The organism is Longispora sp. NPDC051575 (assembly GCF_040681875.1).
In the GTDB taxonomy this organism is placed as follows: domain Bacteria; phylum Actinomycetota; class Actinomycetes; order Mycobacteriales; family Micromonosporaceae; genus Longispora.
This window is the reverse complement of the sequence record NZ_JBFAZP010000005.1, coordinates 182,440-200,236: the sequence shown is the minus strand read 5'-3', so window position 1 is coordinate 200,236 and position 17,797 is coordinate 182,440. Positions and strand designations below refer to the sequence as shown.

At 73.0% G+C, this 17,797-nt stretch carries 13 protein-coding genes; 6 read left to right on the top strand and 7 right to left on the bottom strand.

The features are described 5' to 3' along the window. The first annotated feature begins 91 nt into the window (after window positions 1–91). Window positions 92–1,591, top strand: a complete 1,500-nt coding sequence (locus AB0M43_RS15340) for an MFS transporter (RefSeq protein WP_363724941.1) — start codon at window positions 92–94, stop codon at window positions 1,589–1,591. A 162-nt stretch (window positions 1,592–1,753) separates the two neighbouring features. On the opposite strand, the gene eccD is transcribed toward AB0M43_RS15340, so the two are convergent. Then, window positions 1,754–3,130 (bottom strand): type VII secretion integral membrane protein EccD, encoded by a 1,377-nt coding sequence (gene eccD, locus AB0M43_RS15335; protein ID WP_363724939.1) that lies wholly within the window; start codon window positions 3,128–3,130, stop codon window positions 1,754–1,756. A 657-nt stretch (window positions 3,131–3,787) separates the two neighbouring features. Between eccD and eccCa the strand changes: the two genes are divergently transcribed. From eccCa to AB0M43_RS15310, 5 genes are read left to right on the top strand one after another with little or no spacing between them, the layout of a single operon-like run. After that, window positions 3,788–7,660, top strand: coding sequence for a type VII secretion protein EccCa (eccCa, locus tag AB0M43_RS15330; RefSeq protein WP_363724937.1), 3,873 nt, complete (start codon window positions 3,788–3,790; stop codon window positions 7,658–7,660). Next, window positions 7,660–8,472 carry a hypothetical protein gene (locus tag AB0M43_RS15325; RefSeq protein WP_363724935.1) on the top strand — a complete coding sequence of 271 codons (813 nt, stop codon included), beginning with the start codon at window positions 7,660–7,662 and terminating at the stop codon, window positions 8,470–8,472. Before eccCa ends, AB0M43_RS15325 begins: the two co-directional genes overlap by 1 nt. Before the next feature lie 31 nt (window positions 8,473–8,503). After that, the gene (locus tag AB0M43_RS15320; protein ID WP_363724933.1) at window positions 8,504–8,935 is read left to right on the top strand and encodes a hypothetical protein; all 432 of its coding nucleotides are present in this window, start codon (window positions 8,504–8,506) and stop codon (window positions 8,933–8,935) included. Between the two features lie 2 nt (window positions 8,936–8,937). Further along, window positions 8,938–10,596, top strand: a complete 1,659-nt coding sequence (locus tag AB0M43_RS15315) for a hypothetical protein (protein ID WP_363724931.1) — start codon at window positions 8,938–8,940, stop codon at window positions 10,594–10,596. Between the two features lie 38 nt (window positions 10,597–10,634). Next, entirely contained in the window at window positions 10,635–11,945 is a 1,311-nt protein-coding gene (locus tag AB0M43_RS15310) for a S8 family serine peptidase (RefSeq protein ID WP_363724929.1), read from the top strand. A gap of 25 nt (window positions 11,946–11,970) precedes the next feature. On the opposite strand, the gene AB0M43_RS15305 is transcribed toward AB0M43_RS15310, so the two are convergent. The 6 genes from AB0M43_RS15305 to AB0M43_RS15280 form a co-directional block, all read right to left on the bottom strand. Next, window positions 11,971–12,549 (bottom strand): hypothetical protein, encoded by a 579-nt coding sequence (locus AB0M43_RS15305; RefSeq protein ID WP_363724927.1) that lies wholly within the window; start codon window positions 12,547–12,549, stop codon window positions 11,971–11,973. 146 nt (window positions 12,550–12,695) lie between these two features. Beyond that, window positions 12,696–13,970: a serine hydrolase domain-containing protein gene (locus AB0M43_RS15300; RefSeq protein WP_363724925.1), complete on the bottom strand. Its 1,275-nt coding sequence runs from the start codon at window positions 13,968–13,970 to the stop codon at window positions 12,696–12,698. A gap of 248 nt (window positions 13,971–14,218) precedes the next feature. Continuing rightward, window positions 14,219–14,683, bottom strand: a complete 465-nt coding sequence (locus tag AB0M43_RS15295) for a hypothetical protein (protein WP_363724923.1) — start codon at window positions 14,681–14,683, stop codon at window positions 14,219–14,221. Continuing rightward, complete coding sequence (locus AB0M43_RS15290) at window positions 14,667–16,292, bottom strand: alpha/beta hydrolase (protein ID WP_363724921.1); 1,626 nt, start codon at window positions 16,290–16,292, stop codon at window positions 14,667–14,669. Before AB0M43_RS15290 ends, AB0M43_RS15295 begins: the two co-directional genes overlap by 17 nt. After that, window positions 16,292–16,588, bottom strand: a complete 297-nt coding sequence (locus tag AB0M43_RS15285; protein ID WP_363724919.1) for a type VII secretion target — start codon at window positions 16,586–16,588, stop codon at window positions 16,292–16,294. The genes AB0M43_RS15290 and AB0M43_RS15285 overlap by 1 nt, the downstream gene beginning before the upstream one ends. Before the next feature lie 15 nt (window positions 16,589–16,603). After that, on the bottom strand, window positions 16,604–17,791 hold the full coding sequence (locus tag AB0M43_RS15280) for a MarP family serine protease (protein ID WP_363724917.1): 1,188 nt from the start codon (window positions 17,789–17,791) through the stop codon (window positions 16,604–16,606). Window positions 17,792–17,797 lie beyond the last annotated feature (6 nt).

Sequence of the window (17,797 nt, the reverse complement as noted above, 5' to 3'; positions counted from 1 at the left end):
CCCGCCGAACACTGTGCGGCGTTGCGAACAGTGTGCGGTCGCCGTACAGTGTGCGGAGCGACGAACACTGTACGGACCTAGGGAGTGGTTTGTGACCGAAGAGCGGAACCCCCAACGCTGGTTGATCCTGATCGTGTTGTGCCTCAGCACGTTGGTGCTGGTCATCGACAACATGGTGCTGACCGTGTCGATCCCGCCGATGGTGCGCGACCTCGGGGCCAGCGCCCAGGACATCCAGTGGATCATCGACTCGTACATCCTGGTCTTCGCCGGACTGCTCCTGACGTCCGGCAGCCTGTCCGACCGGTACGGTCGCCGGAAAGTCATGATCATCGGATTGGTGATCTTCGGAGCGGCCTCCCTGCTGGCCGCCTACGCGACCGACCCGGGCCAGCTCATCGCCGGCCGCACCCTGATGGGCGTCGGCGGCGCGCTGATCATGCCCAGCACCCTGTCGATCCTGATCACCGTGTTCGACGAGAAGGAACGCCCCCGGGCCATCGCCGCCTGGAGCTCCGTGGCCATGCTCGGCCTGGTCGGCGGCCCGACCCTCGGCGGCCTGCTCATCGCCCAGTTCTGGTGGGGCGCGGTCTTCGTGATGAACCTGCCCATCGCGGCGCTGGCGATCCTCGCCGCCCTCGTCCTGATGCCCGAGTCTCGCGGCCCGGCGCGCAAGGCCGACCCGCTCGGCATGATCCTGTCCATGGTCGGCATGACCGCCCTGGTCTGGACCATCATCGAACTGCCCCAGAAGGGCATCTCCGACCCCACCACCCTGGCCGCGCTCGTCACCACCGTCCTGAGCCTCGCCGGCTTCGTCGTCTGGGAACTGCGCACCGCCTCCCCGATGGTCCCGCTCGAACTGTTCCGCAACCGGATGTTCACCGGCTCCAGCTTCTCCCTGGTCCTGGTCACCTTCGCCAACGGCGGGCTGATGCTGGTCCTGACGCAGTACCTCCAGTTCGTCCTCGGCTACACCCCCACCGAGACCGGGCTCGCGCTCACCCCGCTGGCCGTCGCGACCCTCGCGTTCAACGGGCTCGGGGCGGCGCTGGTGAAGAAACTCGGCTACCGGTACCTCGCGGCCCTCGGCCTGCTCGTCATCGCCGCCGGCTTCCTCGGCCTCGCCTCCCTGCCCGTCGCGGCCAGCTTCTGGCACGTGTCCGGGGCCATGCTGCTGCTCGGGGCCGGTTGCGGGCTGGCGATGCCCGCCGCGATCGGCGCGCTGATGGGGGCCGTGCCCGCCGCGCACGCCGGGGTCGGGTCGGCGCTCAACGACACCGTGCAGCAGACCGGCGCGGCGCTCGGGGTGGCGATCCTCGGGTCGGTGCTGTCCGGGGCGTACACGGACGCCATGCCCGGGGATGCTCCCGGGGCGGCTCGGAGGTCCGTGGCCGAGGCGTTGGGGGTCGCGGCCGGGAACGGGGACGCCGGGCTCGCGGAGGCGGCCCGGGAGGCGTTCACCAGCGCGATGTCCACGACGTTCGTCGCCGGGGCCTGCGGGGTCGTGGTGGCGGCGGTGTTGGCGTTGGTGTTGATGCGGGAGCGTTCCCCTGTGGTGGAGGAGGAGTTGGCTTCCGTGGGGAACTGAGGTTCGTGAGGTCGTGGCCGGGGGCGGATCGCCTCCGGCCACGGCCCGTTTGGGGTCCGGGCGGGCTTCGTTGCGGCGGCCGGCGCTTCCGGGCCGGGCGGGCTTCGTTGCGGCGGCCGGCGCTTCCGGGCCGGGCGGCCGGCTCGGCGATCAGGCGGCAGGTCAGCCGGCGAGGCCCCTGACCAGGGCGTAGAGGCCCAGGACCTGGCAGGCGACCGGGATCACCGAGATCACCAGGGCCACGTCGAGGATGTCGGCGGTCCGGCCGAGATACGGCGACGGGGTCCGGCGGCCGTAGACCAGCCCGGCCGTCGCGACCAGCCCCGCGACGACCAGCAGCACCACCGCGACGACGAGCAGCCGGGCCAGGGGCGGAGCGGCCGCGAGCAGCCCGACACCCAGCACGGCCAGCCCGGCGACCCCCGCCCCGAGCAGCGGCAACCGGTGCCGGACGGCCGGGAACAACCGGGCCCGCAGCAGGTACGCCGACGACACCACCCCGGCCAGGATCAGCCCCGCGACCCCGCCCTTGAGGACGAGGACCACCGCGCACGCCGCCGACACCACCGCCGCGCCCAGCAGCAGCCCCGTGAGCAGCTCGTCCGCCCGGGCCACCGCCGCGAACACCGTCACCCGGGGCGGCAGGGGCGCCGTCGCGTCGAGGGCCGCCGCGTTGGCCGGCACGACCGGTACGGGCAGCTTGCCCAGCCGCATCGACAACAGCGGGAACGCGCTCGTCACCGCCAGCAGCAGGCTCGCCACCAGCGCGGCCGACCCGGCGGCACCGAGCCACAGGCCGAGCAGCGCGCCCAACAGTCCGAGGAGCGCCGTCAGGATCCCGGCCGCGAAGATCCGGGGCGCGTCGGCCACCCCGACATAGCCGGCCACGGCCAGGACCAGCAGCACCGAGGAGCCGAGCAGCAGGTCACCGGCCGTCAGCTCGCGGCCCTGGGCCAGGACGAGGAAGCCGCCGAGGAAGCCGTAGGGCAGGCCGTACGCGGCGAGGACCGCCCCCGCGAGGCCGTCGGACAGCGCGCGGGACAGCACCGTACCCGTCAGGACCAGCACCACGCCCACACCCAGCGCGAACAGGCCCGGCCCGAGCCAGCCCGGCCCCGAGGCGAGCACCGCGAACCAGCCCAGCGCCAGCGCCACCCCCGCCGCGACCAGGCCCGCGCGGCGGGTGGCGGCGCCCGACCAGGCCGGCCCGTAGGCCTTCGCGCCCGTCGCGATCGCGTCCACCACGTCGTCGTAGTCGAGCTCCGGCCAGTCCGCGCGCCGGGGCAGGAGGTGCAGGATCTCGCCGTCGCGTACCCCGTTGGCGGTCAGCGTGCGGCCAGCGGTCAGCGGCGTGCCGTCGGACCTGCGGAGGATCCAGCCGCCGTGCGCCTCGCCGTCGTCGGCGATCGCCTCGCCCGCGTGCGCGAGGATGCGCGGCAGGAGCTCGGTGAGCGCGGACTGCTCGGGCAGGGCGACGTCGATCCTGCGGCGCGGGGTCGCGATGGTGACCCGCGCCAGGCCCAACCCACTGGTGCTCATGACCCATGACCATACCGGCCTATCCCCGGGCGATCCCCTGTCACGAAGGGGACCCGGATCGGGCTCCGACGGGCGTGCCCGGGGCGGTCGGCGGGCCGCTCGGCCGGCGGGCGGCTGGCGGGCGGCTGGCGGGCCGCTCGGCCGGCGGCGGTGTGCGGCGGGGGTCGCTCGGCGGGGCTGGCGCGTGGGCGAGGCCGCTCGGCCGGGGCAGCGCCCGGTGATGGTCGCTCGGCATGGATGGCACGCTGCTTGGCGAGGTCGGCGCGTGGGCGGGGTCGTTCGGCCGGGGTCGACTCCTGGGCGAGCGTCGCTCCGCGAGGATCGGCGTCCCTCGGGCCCAGCGCCTGGGGCAGGCACCAACACCCCGAAGACCCTCAGATGGTTACGCCGCGCGCCCGACCCGTAGGCATCGGCACCAACCCGGCCCCCTGTGAAGCCGCGCCTCCGGCCGCCCCCTACAGGAGCCACCCGCCCGCGCCCCAGCTCCGGGCGGCGGCCGCGCCCCACTCACCAGGCGAGGCGGCCGATCGGGAGAAGACACTGCGCCAACCGAGGGGCGGCGTAGCTCGCACAAGGTGTGGGCCCGCTTTCAGAAAGTGTGGGCCAGAACCGAATCCGGGGAGGCGTACCGGTCGATCCGCGCCCTAGGGTGGTCGGGTGAGCACCGTCATCGTCAAGCGCCCCCCGCGCAGGCCCGGCCCCCAACTGCCGTCCGGTGACATCGTGCTCAACCCGCCCCCGGAGTTGCCGCAGGTCACGGGTCGCGCGTGGTCCCAGTTGCTGATGATGCTGCCGATGCTCGCGGGCAGCGGCTCCATGGCGTTGATGTTCATGGGCAGCCGGGGCGGCGGCACCATGCAGTGGATCATGGGTGGCCTGTTCGGGCTGTCCTCGGTCGGGATGCTGGCGACCAGCTTCGCCGGCCAGACCGGCCCGAAGAAGGCCGAGCTGATGGCCCAGCGCCGCGACTACATGCGCTACCTGGGCCAGATGCGCCGCAAGGTCCGCCGCAACATCGAGGCCCAGCGCACGGCCATGCACCACCGGCACCCGGAGCCGGCCGCGCTGTGGTCGACGGCCGCCAGCCACCGCCTGTGGGAGCGCCGCCCGGGCGACGGCGACTACCTGACCGTCCGGATGGGCCTCGGCCCACAGGAGCTGGCCACCCCGCTGCGCACCGGCCCGTCGAAGGCCCTGGAGGACCTGGAGCCGATGACGGCTTTGTCGCTGCGCCGCTTCGTGAGTACGTACCACATCATTCCGGACCTTCCGGTCGCCCTTTCCCTGCGCAGCTTCGCCACGTTGTACGTGCGGGGCGAGCGCGCCGCCAGCATGGACTGGGTCCGCGCGATGCTCGCCCAGCTCGCGGTCCTGCACGCCCCGGAGGACATCCGGATCGCGGTGTGCGCGGCCAACGACCGCCGCCCCGAGTGGGAGCACCTCAAGTGGCTCCCGCACGCGCTGCACCCGCACCGGTTCGACGCCCTCGGCCAGCTCCGCCTGATCGCGCCGGGCGTCACGGCCCTGGAGTCCCTGCTCGACGACGTGGTGTCCAGCCGCCCCCGGTTCGCCCCGGGCGGCGCACCCTCCGAGGGCCCGCACCTGGTCGTGGTGATCGACGGCGGCGACCGGGCGGGCTCCGACCACCTGATGACCGACGGCGGGGTCGCCGGGGTCACGATCGTGGACCTGTCCGGCCAGCCGCCGCGCTCGCTGGACCGGGGCTCGATCGTGTTCGACGTGACCACCGAGAAGCTGATCAGCACGACGATGGAGGAGAGTTCCTGGATCGGCCGGCCCGACGCGCTCGGCGAGCTGGAGCACGAGGCGCTCTGCCGGCAGCTGTCCCCGCTCCGGCTGTCCCTGCTGACCAGCGGCGACGACCAGCCCCTGGCCGCCGAGCTGGGCCTGTCGGAGCTGCTGGAACTCGGCGACCCCTACGAGTTCGACCCGGCGTTCGCCTGGGGCCCCCGGCCCAACCGGGACCGGCTCCGGGTCCCGATCGGCGTCGGCCCCGAGGGGCAGCCGATCGAGCTGGACCTCAAGGAGTCCGCCCAGGACGGCATGGGCCCGCACGGCCTGCTGATCGGCGCGACCGGCTCCGGCAAGTCCGAGCTGCTCCGCACCCTGGTCCTGGCCCTGGCGATCAACCACCCGTCCGAGACGCTGAACTTCGTCCTCGTCGACTTCAAGGGTGGCGCGACGTTCGCGAGCATGGACAAGCTCCCGCATACCAGCGCCGTCATCACGAACCTGGTGGACGAGATGGCCCTCGTCGACCGGATGACCGACGCGATCAACGGCGAGCTGGTCCGCCGCCAGGAGCTGCTCCGCGACTCGGGCAACTACGCCTCGCAGCGCGACTACGAGAAGGCCCGGGCGGCCGGGGCGCCGTTCGCGCCGCTGCCCAGCCTGCTGATCATCTGTGACGAGTTCGCCGAGTTGCTCACCGCGAAGCCCGACTTCATCGAGATGTTCATCCAGATCGGCCGGGTGGGCCGCTCCCTGGGCGTGCACCTGCTGCTGGCCTCCCAGCGGCTGGAGGAGGGCAAGCTGCGCGGCCTGGACACCCACCTGTCGTACCGGATCGGCCTGCGCACCTTCTCCGCCACCGAGTCCCGGGTCGCGATCGGGGACGCCGCCGCCTTCGAGCTGCCCCGCCAGCCCGGCCACGGCTACCTGCGCAACGGTACGGAGCCGCTGGTCCGCTTCAAGGCCGCGTACGTGTCCGGCGTGCACCGCCGCGCCTCCGGTCCCGGCGTGGCCCGGGGCGGCTCCCAGGTCCTCGACTACACCAGCCGGTTCGTCGCCCCCGGTGTCGTCGCCCAGGCGCCGGTCGAGGAGCCGGCGGTGGGCGACAGCCTGCTGGACATCCTGGTCCGCAAGATGGAGGGCCGGGGCGCGCCCGCGCACCAGGTGTGGCTGCCCCCGCTCCAGGAGCCGCCGACCCTCGACCAGTTGCTGGCCCCGCTGACCGGCGACCCGGAGCGCGGCCTGACCGTGACGAACCCGGAGCTGCGCGGCTCGCTCCAGGTCCCGATCGGCGTGGTCGACAAGCCGTACGAGCAGCGCCGCGACCTGCTCCGCGCCGACCTGACCGGGCACGTGGCGGTGATCGGCGGCCCGCAGTCGGGCAAGTCCACGATGCTCCGCACCCTGGTCGCGGCGGCGGCGCTCAGCCACACCCCGCAGGAGGCCCAGTTCTACTGCCTCGACTTCGGCGGCGGCGCGCTGGCCTCGCTGCGCGACCTGCCGCACGTGGGCGGGGTGGCGACCCGGCGCGAGGTGGACGTGGTCCGGCGCAGCGTCGCCGAGGTGTACACGACCCTGACGGACCGGGAGCGGATCTTCGCGGAGCGCGGCCTGGACTCCATCGCGGCGTTCCGCCGGACCGGCGGCGCGGACGTGTTCCTGGTGGTCGACGGCTGGGGGACGGTCCGCAGCGACTTCGAGGACCTGGAGGCGACGATCACCGACATCGCCACCCGGGGCCTGTCCTACGGCGTGCACGTGGTGATCAGCGCCAGCCGGTGGATGGACCTGCGGCCGGCGATCCGCGACCTGCTCGGCACGAAACTGGAGCTGCGGCTCGGCGACCCCACCGACTCGTACCTGAACCGCCGGATCGCCGCGAACGTGCCCGCCAAGGCCCCCGGCCGGGGCATCACCCCCGATGGCCTGCACTTCCTGGGCGCGCTGCCCCGCCTCGACGGCCGGCAGGACTCGGCCGACCTGGCCGCCGGCTGCCAGGCGCTGGTCGCGGCGGTCAAGTCCTCCTGGCAGGGGCCGGCCGCGCCGCCCGTCCGGCTGTTGCCGTCCTCGGTCGCGTTCGTCTCCGGCCCGGCCGACGGGCTGCGGCTGCCGATCGGCGTCGCGGAGGCCGACCTGCGCCCGGTCACGATCGACTTCGCGTCCGAGCCGCACCTGCTGCTGTTCGGCGACTCGGAGAGCGGGAAGTCCACGTTCCTGCGGTCGATCGCCCGGTCCATCGTGGAGCGCTACACCCCGGAGCAGGCCCGGATCATCCTGGTCGACTACCGCCGGTCCCTGCTGGGCGCGATCACGACCGACCACCTCATCGGGTACGGGACGAACACGACCACCACCATGGAGTTCACCCAGTCCGTCGCCGGCTACATGTCCAAGCGGCTGCCGGGCTCCGACGTGACCGCCGCCCAGCTCCGAGACCGCAGCTGGTGGACGGGCCCGGAGTGCTTCGTCCTCGTCGACGACTACGACCTGGTCGGCTCCGGCGCGCTCGCCCCGCTCCTCGACTACCTGCCGCAGGCCCGCGACGTCGGGCTGCACCTGATCCTCACCCGGCAGATCGGCGGCGCGAGCCGCGCGCTGTACGACCCGGTGATCCAGCGGCTCCGCGAGCTGGCGTCCCCGGGGATCGTGATGTCCGGCAACCGGGACGAGGGCGTGCTGCTCGGCAACGTCCGGCCCGGTCCGCTGCCGCCCGGCCGGGGCTGGCTCGTCACCCGCCGCGGCGGTACCCAACTCGTCCAGCTCTCGCAGGTGACCTGATGTCGCAGCTCACGACCCTTCTCCGCCGCTCCTGGGTGCTCCGCGCCTTCTTCCGCCGGGCCGCGCTCGCCGCCCGCCTCACCCCGTGGCTGGCCCTGGCCGACCTGTCCCCGGCCCGGTCCGCGATCGAGCCGGTCCTCGCCCGCGCGGAGAGCGACCTGGAACGCCGCTACCTGCTGCTGGCCGCCGCCGCGGGCCGCACCGCCGAGGAGATCACCGCCTTCGCCGACCGGATCCGGGGCCGTTCCGACCACTGGCTCGACGGTCACCTGCGCCTGGTCGACCCGGCCGTCCCGGGCGCCGTGCCGATCGCCCAGTCCACGCCGACCACGTGCGGCTCCGTGTCGATCCTGATGACCCGCGCCCTCCTCGACCCGGTGTACGCGCTGTCGCTCACCGACACGGACCTCCCCTTCGCCGACCGGCTGGCCCAGGAGGAACGTCGGATCCACGACGCGACCAACCGGCTCTGGCCCCAGCGGCTCGGCACCTCCCCGTGGGGCGTGTCCGGCGCCCTGGGCCGCGCGTACGACTGGCGGCTCGTCGACGACACGAACCCGGCGAGCATCGGCGCGGCCCTGCGCGACGCGGTGGCGGCCGTCGAGGCAGGTCACCCGGTGCCGGTGCTGATCGGCGACGGGTACCCACGGCACTATGTCCTGCTCATCGGCCCCGAGTTGACCTTCTTCAATCCGTCCGGCGAGGTGGTGCGCGTACCGCCCGAAGCGTTCCTAGCCGGCGATCTTGGCATACTCGGCTTTCGACACGTTCAGGGCATAGTGCTGCCCGCACGGGTTGACGGCATCCACTAACCTCGAAGGGGCGGCGGGAGGAGGGCACGCGATGATTCCCAACGAGAGCCCGGACTGGATCGGTAGCTACCAGGCCATCGACGTCGACATCACCTCCCTGCACGACTTCGCCGAGGTGGTCAGACGCGACCTCGACGAGAACTTCAAGCAGGCGTGGAACGCCGACATCCGCCCCTACTTCGAACAGGGCGCCCAGATGGGCAACTCCTGCTACATCCAGGACCTGCTCAAGGTCCGCTCCTACTACGAGCGGTGCCTGAAGAAGATCGACGAGTCGATGGCCAACTTCTACCGGGGCACCGCCGCGATGGCCTCCGCCGCCGACCTCGTCGCCCAGCGCTACCAGGGCAGCGACGCGTTCTCCGCCGAGCTCCAGGACCGGGTGAAGCGCGACATCGACACCGCGCTGCCCCCGCCGCCGCCCGCGTCCGCCCCCGTGCGCCCGACCCCCGAGGTGGCCTGACCGTGGGTCGTTACGACAACCTCGACGCCGACGACATCCAGCAGATCATGTCGTACGAGCACGCCCCGCCGAACACCGCGCACTCCCTCGCCTGGCACCGCCTGACCCAGATCCTCGACCAGCACCGCGACAACCTCAGGGTCTACGCCGAACGCCTCGCCGCCCACTGGGACCCGGCCACCAACGTCGCCGCCGCCGCCTTCCTCTCCCACATCGAGGAACTCCGCGCCGCCCTCGACGCCTCCGCCCAGGTCACCATGACCAACTCGAACGCGCTCACCGACCTCGCCGGGCACATCACCACCACCCAGAAGCAGGTCACCAAGATCGCGAAGGACTACGGGCACCACAAGTCCGAGGACAAGGAACTGATCAACAACCTCAATCCGTGGTACGACGACCAGGCCCCCAAGGACAACGCGCACGCCCGCGCGGCACTGGAGAAGTTCGACCAGGCGAGCTTCGATACGTACATGCGGATGCAGTTGCCCCCGGAGTACATCCCGCCGACCCCCGGGGAGTTCGACCCCAACGAACCCGGCGCCGACAGCGGCTGGCAACCGTTGAGCCCGATCGCCCCGCTCGTCACCCCGGTGCCCGGCCATCCCGGCCCGATCACCGGCCCGGTCACGCAGCCGTGGCCCGCCCAGCCCGCTCCGGGGTATCCCGCTGGTGGCGGCCCCATCGTCGCTGGTGGCGGCCCGATCATCCAGGGCGGCGGCCCGGTTCCGATCACGCCGGCCCCGGTCACTCCCGGCCCACACCTGCCCACCGGCCCCGGCCCGACGGGTCCCGGGCTGCCCGGCCTTCCCGGATTGCCCCCGACAACCGGGCTCCCGGTCGGCCCGCACGCACCTTCCGGCGGCCCGCCGGGTGGTTCGCGACGTCCCGGCCTGCTCGACAACCTGCCCAACAGGCGCAGTGTCTCCCCCGTGGTCGGAGGCACCGGCGAAGCCGCCCCCGCCCGGCAGCCGTTGCGTTCCCGCCCCCCGGGCACCGTGCCGTCGATGCTCGGCGAGACCACCCGCCCGGCTGCTCCTGCCCAGTCCGTCGCACCCGGCGAACGCGGCCTCAGCGCACGGCCGAACCGGGGCGGTGTCATCGGCAGCCCGTCCGGGACCGGGGTTCCGCCGACCGGCCGGGGTCCACTCCGGGGAGTCGACGGCGACGAGGACCACCGCTACAGCGACGTCTACGAGGAAGACTTCTGGGGCAACCGGCAGTCCGCGCCCGCCGTGATCACCGGTCCGGGCGACCCGCGCCCGGTGGAGCCAGGCCCGACGAGGCCCGCACCTCCGGTCGAGCGGCCCATCGGGGTCAGCCCGGTCATCGGCTCGCCAGGGCCGAATCATCCCGTTGCCTCAGGTCCCGCGATCGGCGGACCTGACTCCAGGCTCGCAATGCCGTCGGGTCCGGCGGTCAACGGCCACGGCTCCGACGGCTCGACAACGGCAGGGGCCGTGCACGGCAGTTCCAGGTCCGAGCACCCCGTGGTCGGCCCGACCAGCTCCGAGGACGCGAGCTCGGTGCCGGTCAGGTCCACGCATTCCCTGACGCCGTTCAACTCCGCCGGCCGCTTGCCGGAGTCTCCGGGGGCAACGGATCCTGGCCCTACGATCGGCCTGTCGCGCGGTAGCACCGTGCACGGCGACGCAGGATGACGCGTCGCGGGGACTCGGGGGCCACCTGGTGGCGCGCGATGCGAGTCGTCGCCGGACGGTTGGAGGACGCGTTCACGCTGCTCCGGGTCACAGGCACGGGCAAGGGACCTACCGTGCTTGTCGACGTCCGGACCGCCGCTCGAAGCGCCAGGATCGGCGTGCTCGCGGCCGCACGTAGCATTGCGCCTCGCCGGGGCACCCGCCCATGGTGCGCGGCACTGCTCGTCGGATTCCTCGCCGCCACGACGGTCCCCGGCGCGGCCTCGGCCGACCCGATCCGGGACGCCCAGTGGTACATCTCGGCCATGCACCTCTCCGACGTGCACACCATCAGCCGGGGCGCGCGCGTCACGGTCGCCGTGATCGACAGCGGAGTCGACGCCGAACACTCGGACCTCGTCGGTTCGGTCCTCAAAGGAGCCGACGCGAACCTGAACGGCGACGGTTGGACGGACGGCGGCGACCACGGAACCGGAGTGGCCTCCCTCGTCGCCGGGCACGGCCACGAAGGCGGTGGCGGCGTTCTCGGTATCGCACCCGAAGCCAAGATCCTGCCGATCGGCCGGAGCACGTCCGCGCTGGACCGGGGAATGCCGAGCGCCCGGATCCCGGCCGCGATCGACTACGCGGTCCAGCACGGAGCGAAGGTGATCACCCTGGCGTTCGGCGGGGTCGCGTTCGGGGAGTTGGAGGCGGCCATCCAGCGGGCCCAGGCCGCCGACGTCGTGATAGTCGCCGGTACCGGCAACGTCGGCGACCCCGGCACGGAGGGCATCGGCGGCATCAACTACCCGGCGAAGTACCCGGGCGTCCTCGCCGTCACCGCCACCGGCCGCGACGGCACCCTCGACCCGATCTCGGTCACCGGCACGGGCGTCGTCCTCGCGGCCCCCGGCGCGGACCTGAACGTGGCCAGCTCGACCGGCGGCTACCGGCACACCTCCGGCACGAGCCTCGCGACCGGGGTCACGGCCGGGGCGGTGGCAGTCCTGCGCGCGAAGTTTCCGCAGCTCTCCGCCAGGGACACCATCGCGCTGCTCACCTCGACGGCCACGGACAGGGGCGCCCCGGGCCGCGACGCGCAGTACGGCTTCGGCTCCCTCGACCTGCTCGCCGCCCTCCGCAAGGGTCCGCCGGCCACCACCCCGACCGGCCCCGCGTTCATCCCGGCCCCTGCGGCCCCACCCGCCGGATCCTCGAACGCGCCGACGTTCGTCCTGGTCGGCATCGCCGTGGTGCTGGCGGCCTGGGGCGTGCTGGTCGTGCTCATCGTGCGCCGCCGTCGCCGCCCGATCCCCCCGGGCCCACCGACCGGCCCACCCCCGGACGTCCTGCACCGCCCCAACTGACGGCGAACGGGTCGACCGGGCACTCCTACCGGACGATCCGGACGTGATCCAGGATCGCCCCGGCGGTGTGTTCCGGGCTGAGATCGGTGGTGTCCAAGGTCAGGAGGCGCGGATCGTCCGGAAGGTACATCGCCGTGGACGCCAGGTATTCGCGGAGCTGGTCGGGGTCTGACAGCTTGAGTCGCTGTCGGCGCTGCGGCGAGGTGACCCGGCGGCACTGTTCGTCGAGGTCGCAGGTCAACATGACCGGGACGAACTCCGCGCCCCGGGTCGCGGCGAGGTCCCGGATCCGGGAGAAGACGGCGTGACCGGCGGCGTCGTTCTCGAGGGCGTTGGTCAGGACGTAGCTGATCGACGTCGGCGTGAGGTGCTTCATCACCGTGAGGACCTCGGCGCGGATCCGGCCGATCGGCCCCCAGATCGCCGATAGCAGGTCGCTGCGGCCGTCCCAGGCGAACAACGCGAGCACCGGGTGGTTGATCAGCTGGTTGTCCACGACCACCGCGCCGGACCGGGCGGCCAACGCCCGGCCGACGGTGTACTTCCCGACACCCGGGGAGCCGAGCAGGTACACGATGTGCGGCGCGAACTCGTCGTCCGTCATCGTCGGCCGTCTCCTCGGTTCCGCGCCGGCCCGCTGCCGCACGGGGCAACGGTCGCAGGCACGCCGGGTGCGGTCAACGGGAAATCAGCCGGGCCCGCCGGGGCCAGGAACATGGCTATGCCCCGCCGGTACCCAGATGATGGTTTTCAGGCCACGGCGGCAGCGGCATCCAACCGTGCCGGATCCGGATCAGCCCAACTCCAGTTCGGATGCGCCCGATTCGTCAGCAGCACCAGCACCAACCGCCGCCCCGGCTCCACCACCAGCGACGTCCCGGTGAACCCGGTGTGCCCGAACGTGCGCGGCGAACTCAACCTCCCCATGAACCACCCCTGATCGAGCACCACACCCAACCCGTGCGAGGACAACCGCCCCGGATGCACGGCGTCCACGGCCGGCAGCCCCGCGTTGGCGTTGCCGAGCATCCGGCGCACAACCCCTTCGGACAACAACCTTTTTCCCTGGTACTGGCCGCCGTCCAGCAACAGCTGCCCCACCACCCCCAGATCGGCGGCGGTACTGAACACCCCGGCGTGCCCCGCGACCCCGCCCAGGATGTTCGCGACATCGTCGTGCACCACGCCGCGCAGCAGCCCCCGCGAGGACCGGGCGTCGGTGGCCACGATCCGCGACCGGTCCGCCCATTCCAGGGGCCGGAACCCGGTGTCCCGCAGCCCCAGCGGACCGGTCACCCCGGAACGTAACGCCTGGTCAAGGGGCTGTCCTCCGACCTTCTCCACGAGGTAGCCGAGGACCTGCACGCCGACACTCGAATACCGGAAGGCCTGCCCGGGCGGCCCCGCGAGGGGAGACCCCAGGACGGCGGCCCGGCGCTCGGCCGGCCCCGACAGCCCGGTGACCCGTGCGCCCTCGACCAGGCCGCTGGTGTGGGTCAGCAGCATCGCCACGGTAACGGGCCGTTTGCCGGGTCCGTCGAACTCGGGCAGGTGGTCGACCACCGGCGTGCCGAGGTCGAGGGCGCCCCGGTCGACGAGTTGGAGGGCGAGCAGGGCGGTGAAGACCTTGGTCACGGAGGCGAGGTCGAAGATCGCGTCCGGGCGCATCGGGACCCGGCGGGCCGGGGGCAGTTCGACGGGGCCGGCGTCGTAGCGGACCGCGTCGCCGAGGGCCACGTGCCCGGTGACCGCGCCGTCGCGCCGGACCAGGGCGACGGCGCCGGCGAAGGCGGGGTGCTGCGGGTTCTCCGGGGTGGGCGACAGGTGCCGGGTGAGGGCGGCGGTCAGTTCCGGGCCCTGATCGGGGGCCGCGACCGGGGCCGGGGTCGCGCTGCTGGGGGCAGCGGAAGGGGACGGCGCGGGGGTCGGGACGGCGGCCGGGTCCTTCCGGGGCGGGCCGCCACAGCCGGCCAGGGCCAGCGAGGCGAGACCGGCCCCGAGGACCGCCCGGCGGGCTACTGACATGCGCAGATCCTCACACCGACGCGGCCGGGCGCCAAGTCGGAGCCCGATTCAAGCCCTCCAGCCCCGGCTCTCAGCCCGCACGGTCCCCGCCCCCGGCCCCCAACAGCTCCCAACTCTCGGCCCCCGGCAGCTCCTGGCCCCGACTCCCGGCGGCTCACGCCTCCCGGCCCCGCGCCACCATGCCCACCGACCACCAACAGCCCGGCGCGGACCTGCAGCCCACCCCCGGCACCCGCGATCCCGCCCGGCTACTCCCCCGCGCTCACACAGGGCGACGACCCGGCGATGAACAACCCGTCCCCGCTGTACCCGGCGTCGACCTTCACCACGAACCCGTCCGGCGTCTGCACCACCACCCCGGGCGCCCCACTCCCCCGGTCGTCGCGCAGCACGTTGTACCGCAGCCCGGCCCAGTACCCGGCGAGGGTGTCGAACACGGCGGCGTGCCCGGCCCGGGGCACCTCCAGCAGCGCGTAGTTGTGCTCGACGTTCACCCCGGCCCCGTCCCCCTTGACCAGCCCGTCGCAGGGCACGGAGTTGAACAGCGCCTGGCGCATCGTGGGGCGCGGGCTCAACTGGCCCACGGCGTCGGCGATGTAGTGCTCGATCCGCTCGGCGGCCTGTCCCTCGTTCATCGTCGAACCCTCTCCGGTCGAGCAGGCGGCGGTCAGGAACGCCGCCAGGAGCAGCCAGGCGCTAGCGGACGTCCGCATAGTGCCCGGTCACGATCCTGGCGATGTTCTCCCGGGACCGGTTGTGCTCGTCCCAGTATTGCGAGTGCGCGTGGGTGTCGATGCCGGACGGCACGCTCACGGTGCCGACGTGGTGGCCGAAGATGTCGATGGAGAGGTTCTTCTTCTTGATCAGCGGGTCGCCGGGGTCGCTGGTGAAGACCTGACCCCCGAATCTCTCGGTACTGGGGTTGGTGCCGAACACCAGGTCCGCCTTCGGCGTGAACGGATTCGACGCGTACTGGATCGGGTCGTTCTTCGCCGTCGACGACCAGACATGGTCCCCGCCGACCCCGAGGTCCGGGGCGCGGTCCACGCCGACCCCGGGGCTGCCCACGAAGATCAGGTCGTCGACGAACCCGCAGTGTTCGCGGGCCGCGTACCCGACCGTGGTGGAGCCGTAGCTGTGGCCGATGATCGAGGCGTGCGAGGGGGCGCCGTCGTGGGTGACCCGCAGCCCGTTCTGGAACCGGCTCAGGTCCGTCTCCGCCCCCTTCGCGTACGTGTCGCTGGTCGCGGCGAGCAGGTTGTCCGGCGCGTCGTACCCGAGCCACATGATGGCGGCCGTCCGGCGGGTCGGGTCGAGCTTGTTCGCGTCGAACGCCATCCGGTCGGCGCGCGCGATGTCGCCGCCCACCTTGGACAGGTCCGCCCCGGTCCCGGGCAGGTACGTGACGACGTTGTCCGCCTCGTCCGGGTTGCCGACGGCGACGACCGCCCGGCCGTCGTGCGCGGTGTCGACCCCGAGCAGGTAGGCCCGTTGTTCCGACCCGTCGGCGCCGCGCGGGGCGTTGACGAGGCGGTCGTTGAGCGCGTCGAGGCCCTTGAGGGTGCTCCGGAGGCCGTCGAGTTCCTTCTTCTCCGCCCCGGACAGGTCGCCGCGCGCCTCCAGTTCGGCCCGGCGGGCGCCCAGGGTCTCGCGGCGCTGCTCCAGGACGAGCCGGTTGGCCAGGTCCCGGTCGGCGGCCGGTACGCCGTCGAGCCAGCCGATCAGCTCCGGGTGCCGGGTGATCAGGAACCGGCGCTCGGTGTCGGAGAGCCCGCGCCACCATTCCCGGACACTCGCCGGACTGGTACCGCGCGCGGGCACCGATGACAGGGGCACCTCGGTCAGGGCGGTGCCGTTCCCCGGTACCAGCTGAATGAGGCCCTGTGCGGTGTGCTCGTCGGACTCGGCCGCGACCCGCAGCGCCGCCTCGAACTCCCGGACCAGCCCCTCGACCCGGCCCGGCTCCACGGCCCCGGCGGGGGTGATCGTGCCGTCGTCGCCGACCGTGGCGGGCAGGGCGAGCGCCCGGGTCAGCGCGGAGTGCAGCATGCCCTTGGCCTTGAGGACCTGCTCGTGGTGCGCGTCGAGCAGGGTGGCCACCTGGCGCAGCGGCACCTGGTTGTCCTCGACGTCGACCCGGATCCGGTCCAGGTGGGCGCGGGCGGCGGCCCCGGCGGTGCCCTCCCAGCCCTGGAGCGGCTTCGTGTCCCGGATCAGGTCGTCGGCCTGGGTCTCCATCGCCGCCGCCAGGCCCGTCCAGGCGGAGGCGGCGGTCGAGTACAGCCCCGGGTCGGCGTCCCGGAGCTGCGCGAACGTGACCACTACGGCCGCCCGAACCGGGCGGACACCCCGGCGTCGGTCCTGTCGTACTCCTCGGCGGCGGTGGTCAGCCGCGCGCCCGCGTCGACCGCCCGGTCGCGGAGCACCCCGGCGTAGTCGGCCCAGGCGTCGACCACGGCGCGCAGGGTGGCGACCGTGGCCCAGCCGGGCTGCTCGGCCGGGGCCAGGGCGGCCCGGGTGCCATCGAAGTGCGTCTTGATCCTGCGCCCGGTCGCCGTGACGGCCACCCCGACGCTTCTCAATGCCTGGGTGTCCACTGTCACCTGTGGTTCGGCCATGGCCGATGGTACTGACTAGGCGCAATTCCCCGTGCTGGTCGCCGCCGTCCGGGTTCGGCCCTCGTTGGCGACGCTGGCCGCCTCGGCCGCGGTGACCGCGAAACCGGTGGTCTCGTCGTCGGCGGCGGCGGCGAAGATGACCCCGTAGACCGTGCCGGTGGGCGAGATCAGCGGGCCGCCGGAGTTGCCGCTGCGCACCTCGGAGCGGATCGTGTAGACCTCGCGGACGACGGTGCCCGAGTTGTAGATGTCCGGGCCCTTGATGCTCCGGATGTCGCGGACCCGGGCGGGCTTCGCCGTGTACGGCCCGTCGAGCGGGTAGCCGAGGACGATGGAGTCCTGGTTGCCGGCGGCGGGCGCGGTGGCCCAGGGCAGCACCGGGGCCGTCAGGCCGGGCACGTAGATGACGGCGAGGTCCTTCAGCGGGTCGTACGCCACGACGGTGCCCGACTTCTTCACGCCGCCGCCCGCGTCGATGACGATCTTCTTGGTACCGGCTACCACGTGCGCGTTCGTCATGACGTGCTCCGGCGCGTACACGAAGCCGGAGCCCTCGATCCGCCGCGAGCAGCTCGGCGCGTCGCCCAGCACCTTGACGACGGAGCTGCGCACCCGGCGCACCACCTCCGAACCGGCCAGTGACCCGTTCGGCTCGCCGACCTCGGGCACCACGGTCGGGGTCAGCCCGCCGAAGACCTCGGGGAAGCCGTTGGTGTTGACGGTGTCGCGCAGTTCCTTGTAGATGCCCTTGATCGGGTCGGGCATGACCGCGTTCACCGTACTGACGATGCTGCTGTTCCGGATGGCGCTCGACAGCCCCGGCACCGAGGACGAGGCCAGCGGGGCGGTCACCATCCACGCGACGAGCAGCACGGCGACGATGGACACCAGCGCGCCGCCGATGTCGTCGAGCACCTGGACGCCGCTGTCCCGGATGCCCTGCCGCAGCCGGGAGCCCAGCCAGGCGCACAGGGCCTGGAGCAGCAGCGCGATCGCGAAGATGACCCCGAGCGCGGCCAGCACCCGCACGGTGGGGCTGTCGAAGTAGTCCGCGATGGACGGGGCCACCTGGAGACCCAGCAGCGCGCCGCCGAAGAAGCCGACGAAGGACAGGATCCCGATCACGAAACCCTGCCGGTAGCCGTTGATCGCGAAGAGCAGCGCGAGGACGACGAGGATGATGTCGACAAGGTGGCCGGGCATGACGCC

Bases quoted from the DNA above. Each gene is read 5' to 3' on its own strand.
- eccD (WP_363724939.1), bottom strand. From the start codon at position 3,130: ATGAGCACCAGTGGGTTGGGCCTGGCGCGGGTCACCATCGCGACCCCG.
- AB0M43_RS15325 (WP_363724935.1), top strand. From the start codon at position 7,660: ATGTCGCAGCTCACGACCCTTCTCCGCCGCTCCTGGGTGCTCCGCGCC.
- AB0M43_RS15320 (WP_363724933.1), top strand. From the start codon at position 8,504: ATGATTCCCAACGAGAGCCCGGACTGGATCGGTAGCTACCAGGCCATC.
- AB0M43_RS15310 (WP_363724929.1), top strand. From the start codon at position 10,635: ATGCGAGTCGTCGCCGGACGGTTGGAGGACGCGTTCACGCTGCTCCGG.
- AB0M43_RS15305 (WP_363724927.1), bottom strand. From the start codon at position 12,549: ATGACGGACGACGAGTTCGCGCCGCACATCGTGTACCTGCTCGGCTCC.
- AB0M43_RS15300 (WP_363724925.1), bottom strand. From the start codon at position 13,970: ATGTCAGTAGCCCGCCGGGCGGTCCTCGGGGCCGGTCTCGCCTCGCTG.
- AB0M43_RS15295 (WP_363724923.1), bottom strand. From the start codon at position 14,683: ATGCGGACGTCCGCTAGCGCCTGGCTGCTCCTGGCGGCGTTCCTGACC.
- AB0M43_RS15285 (WP_363724919.1), bottom strand. From the start codon at position 16,588: ATGGCCGAACCACAGGTGACAGTGGACACCCAGGCATTGAGAAGCGTC.
- AB0M43_RS15280 (WP_363724917.1), bottom strand. From the start codon at position 17,791: ATGCCCGGCCACCTTGTCGACATCATCCTCGTCGTCCTCGCGCTGCTC.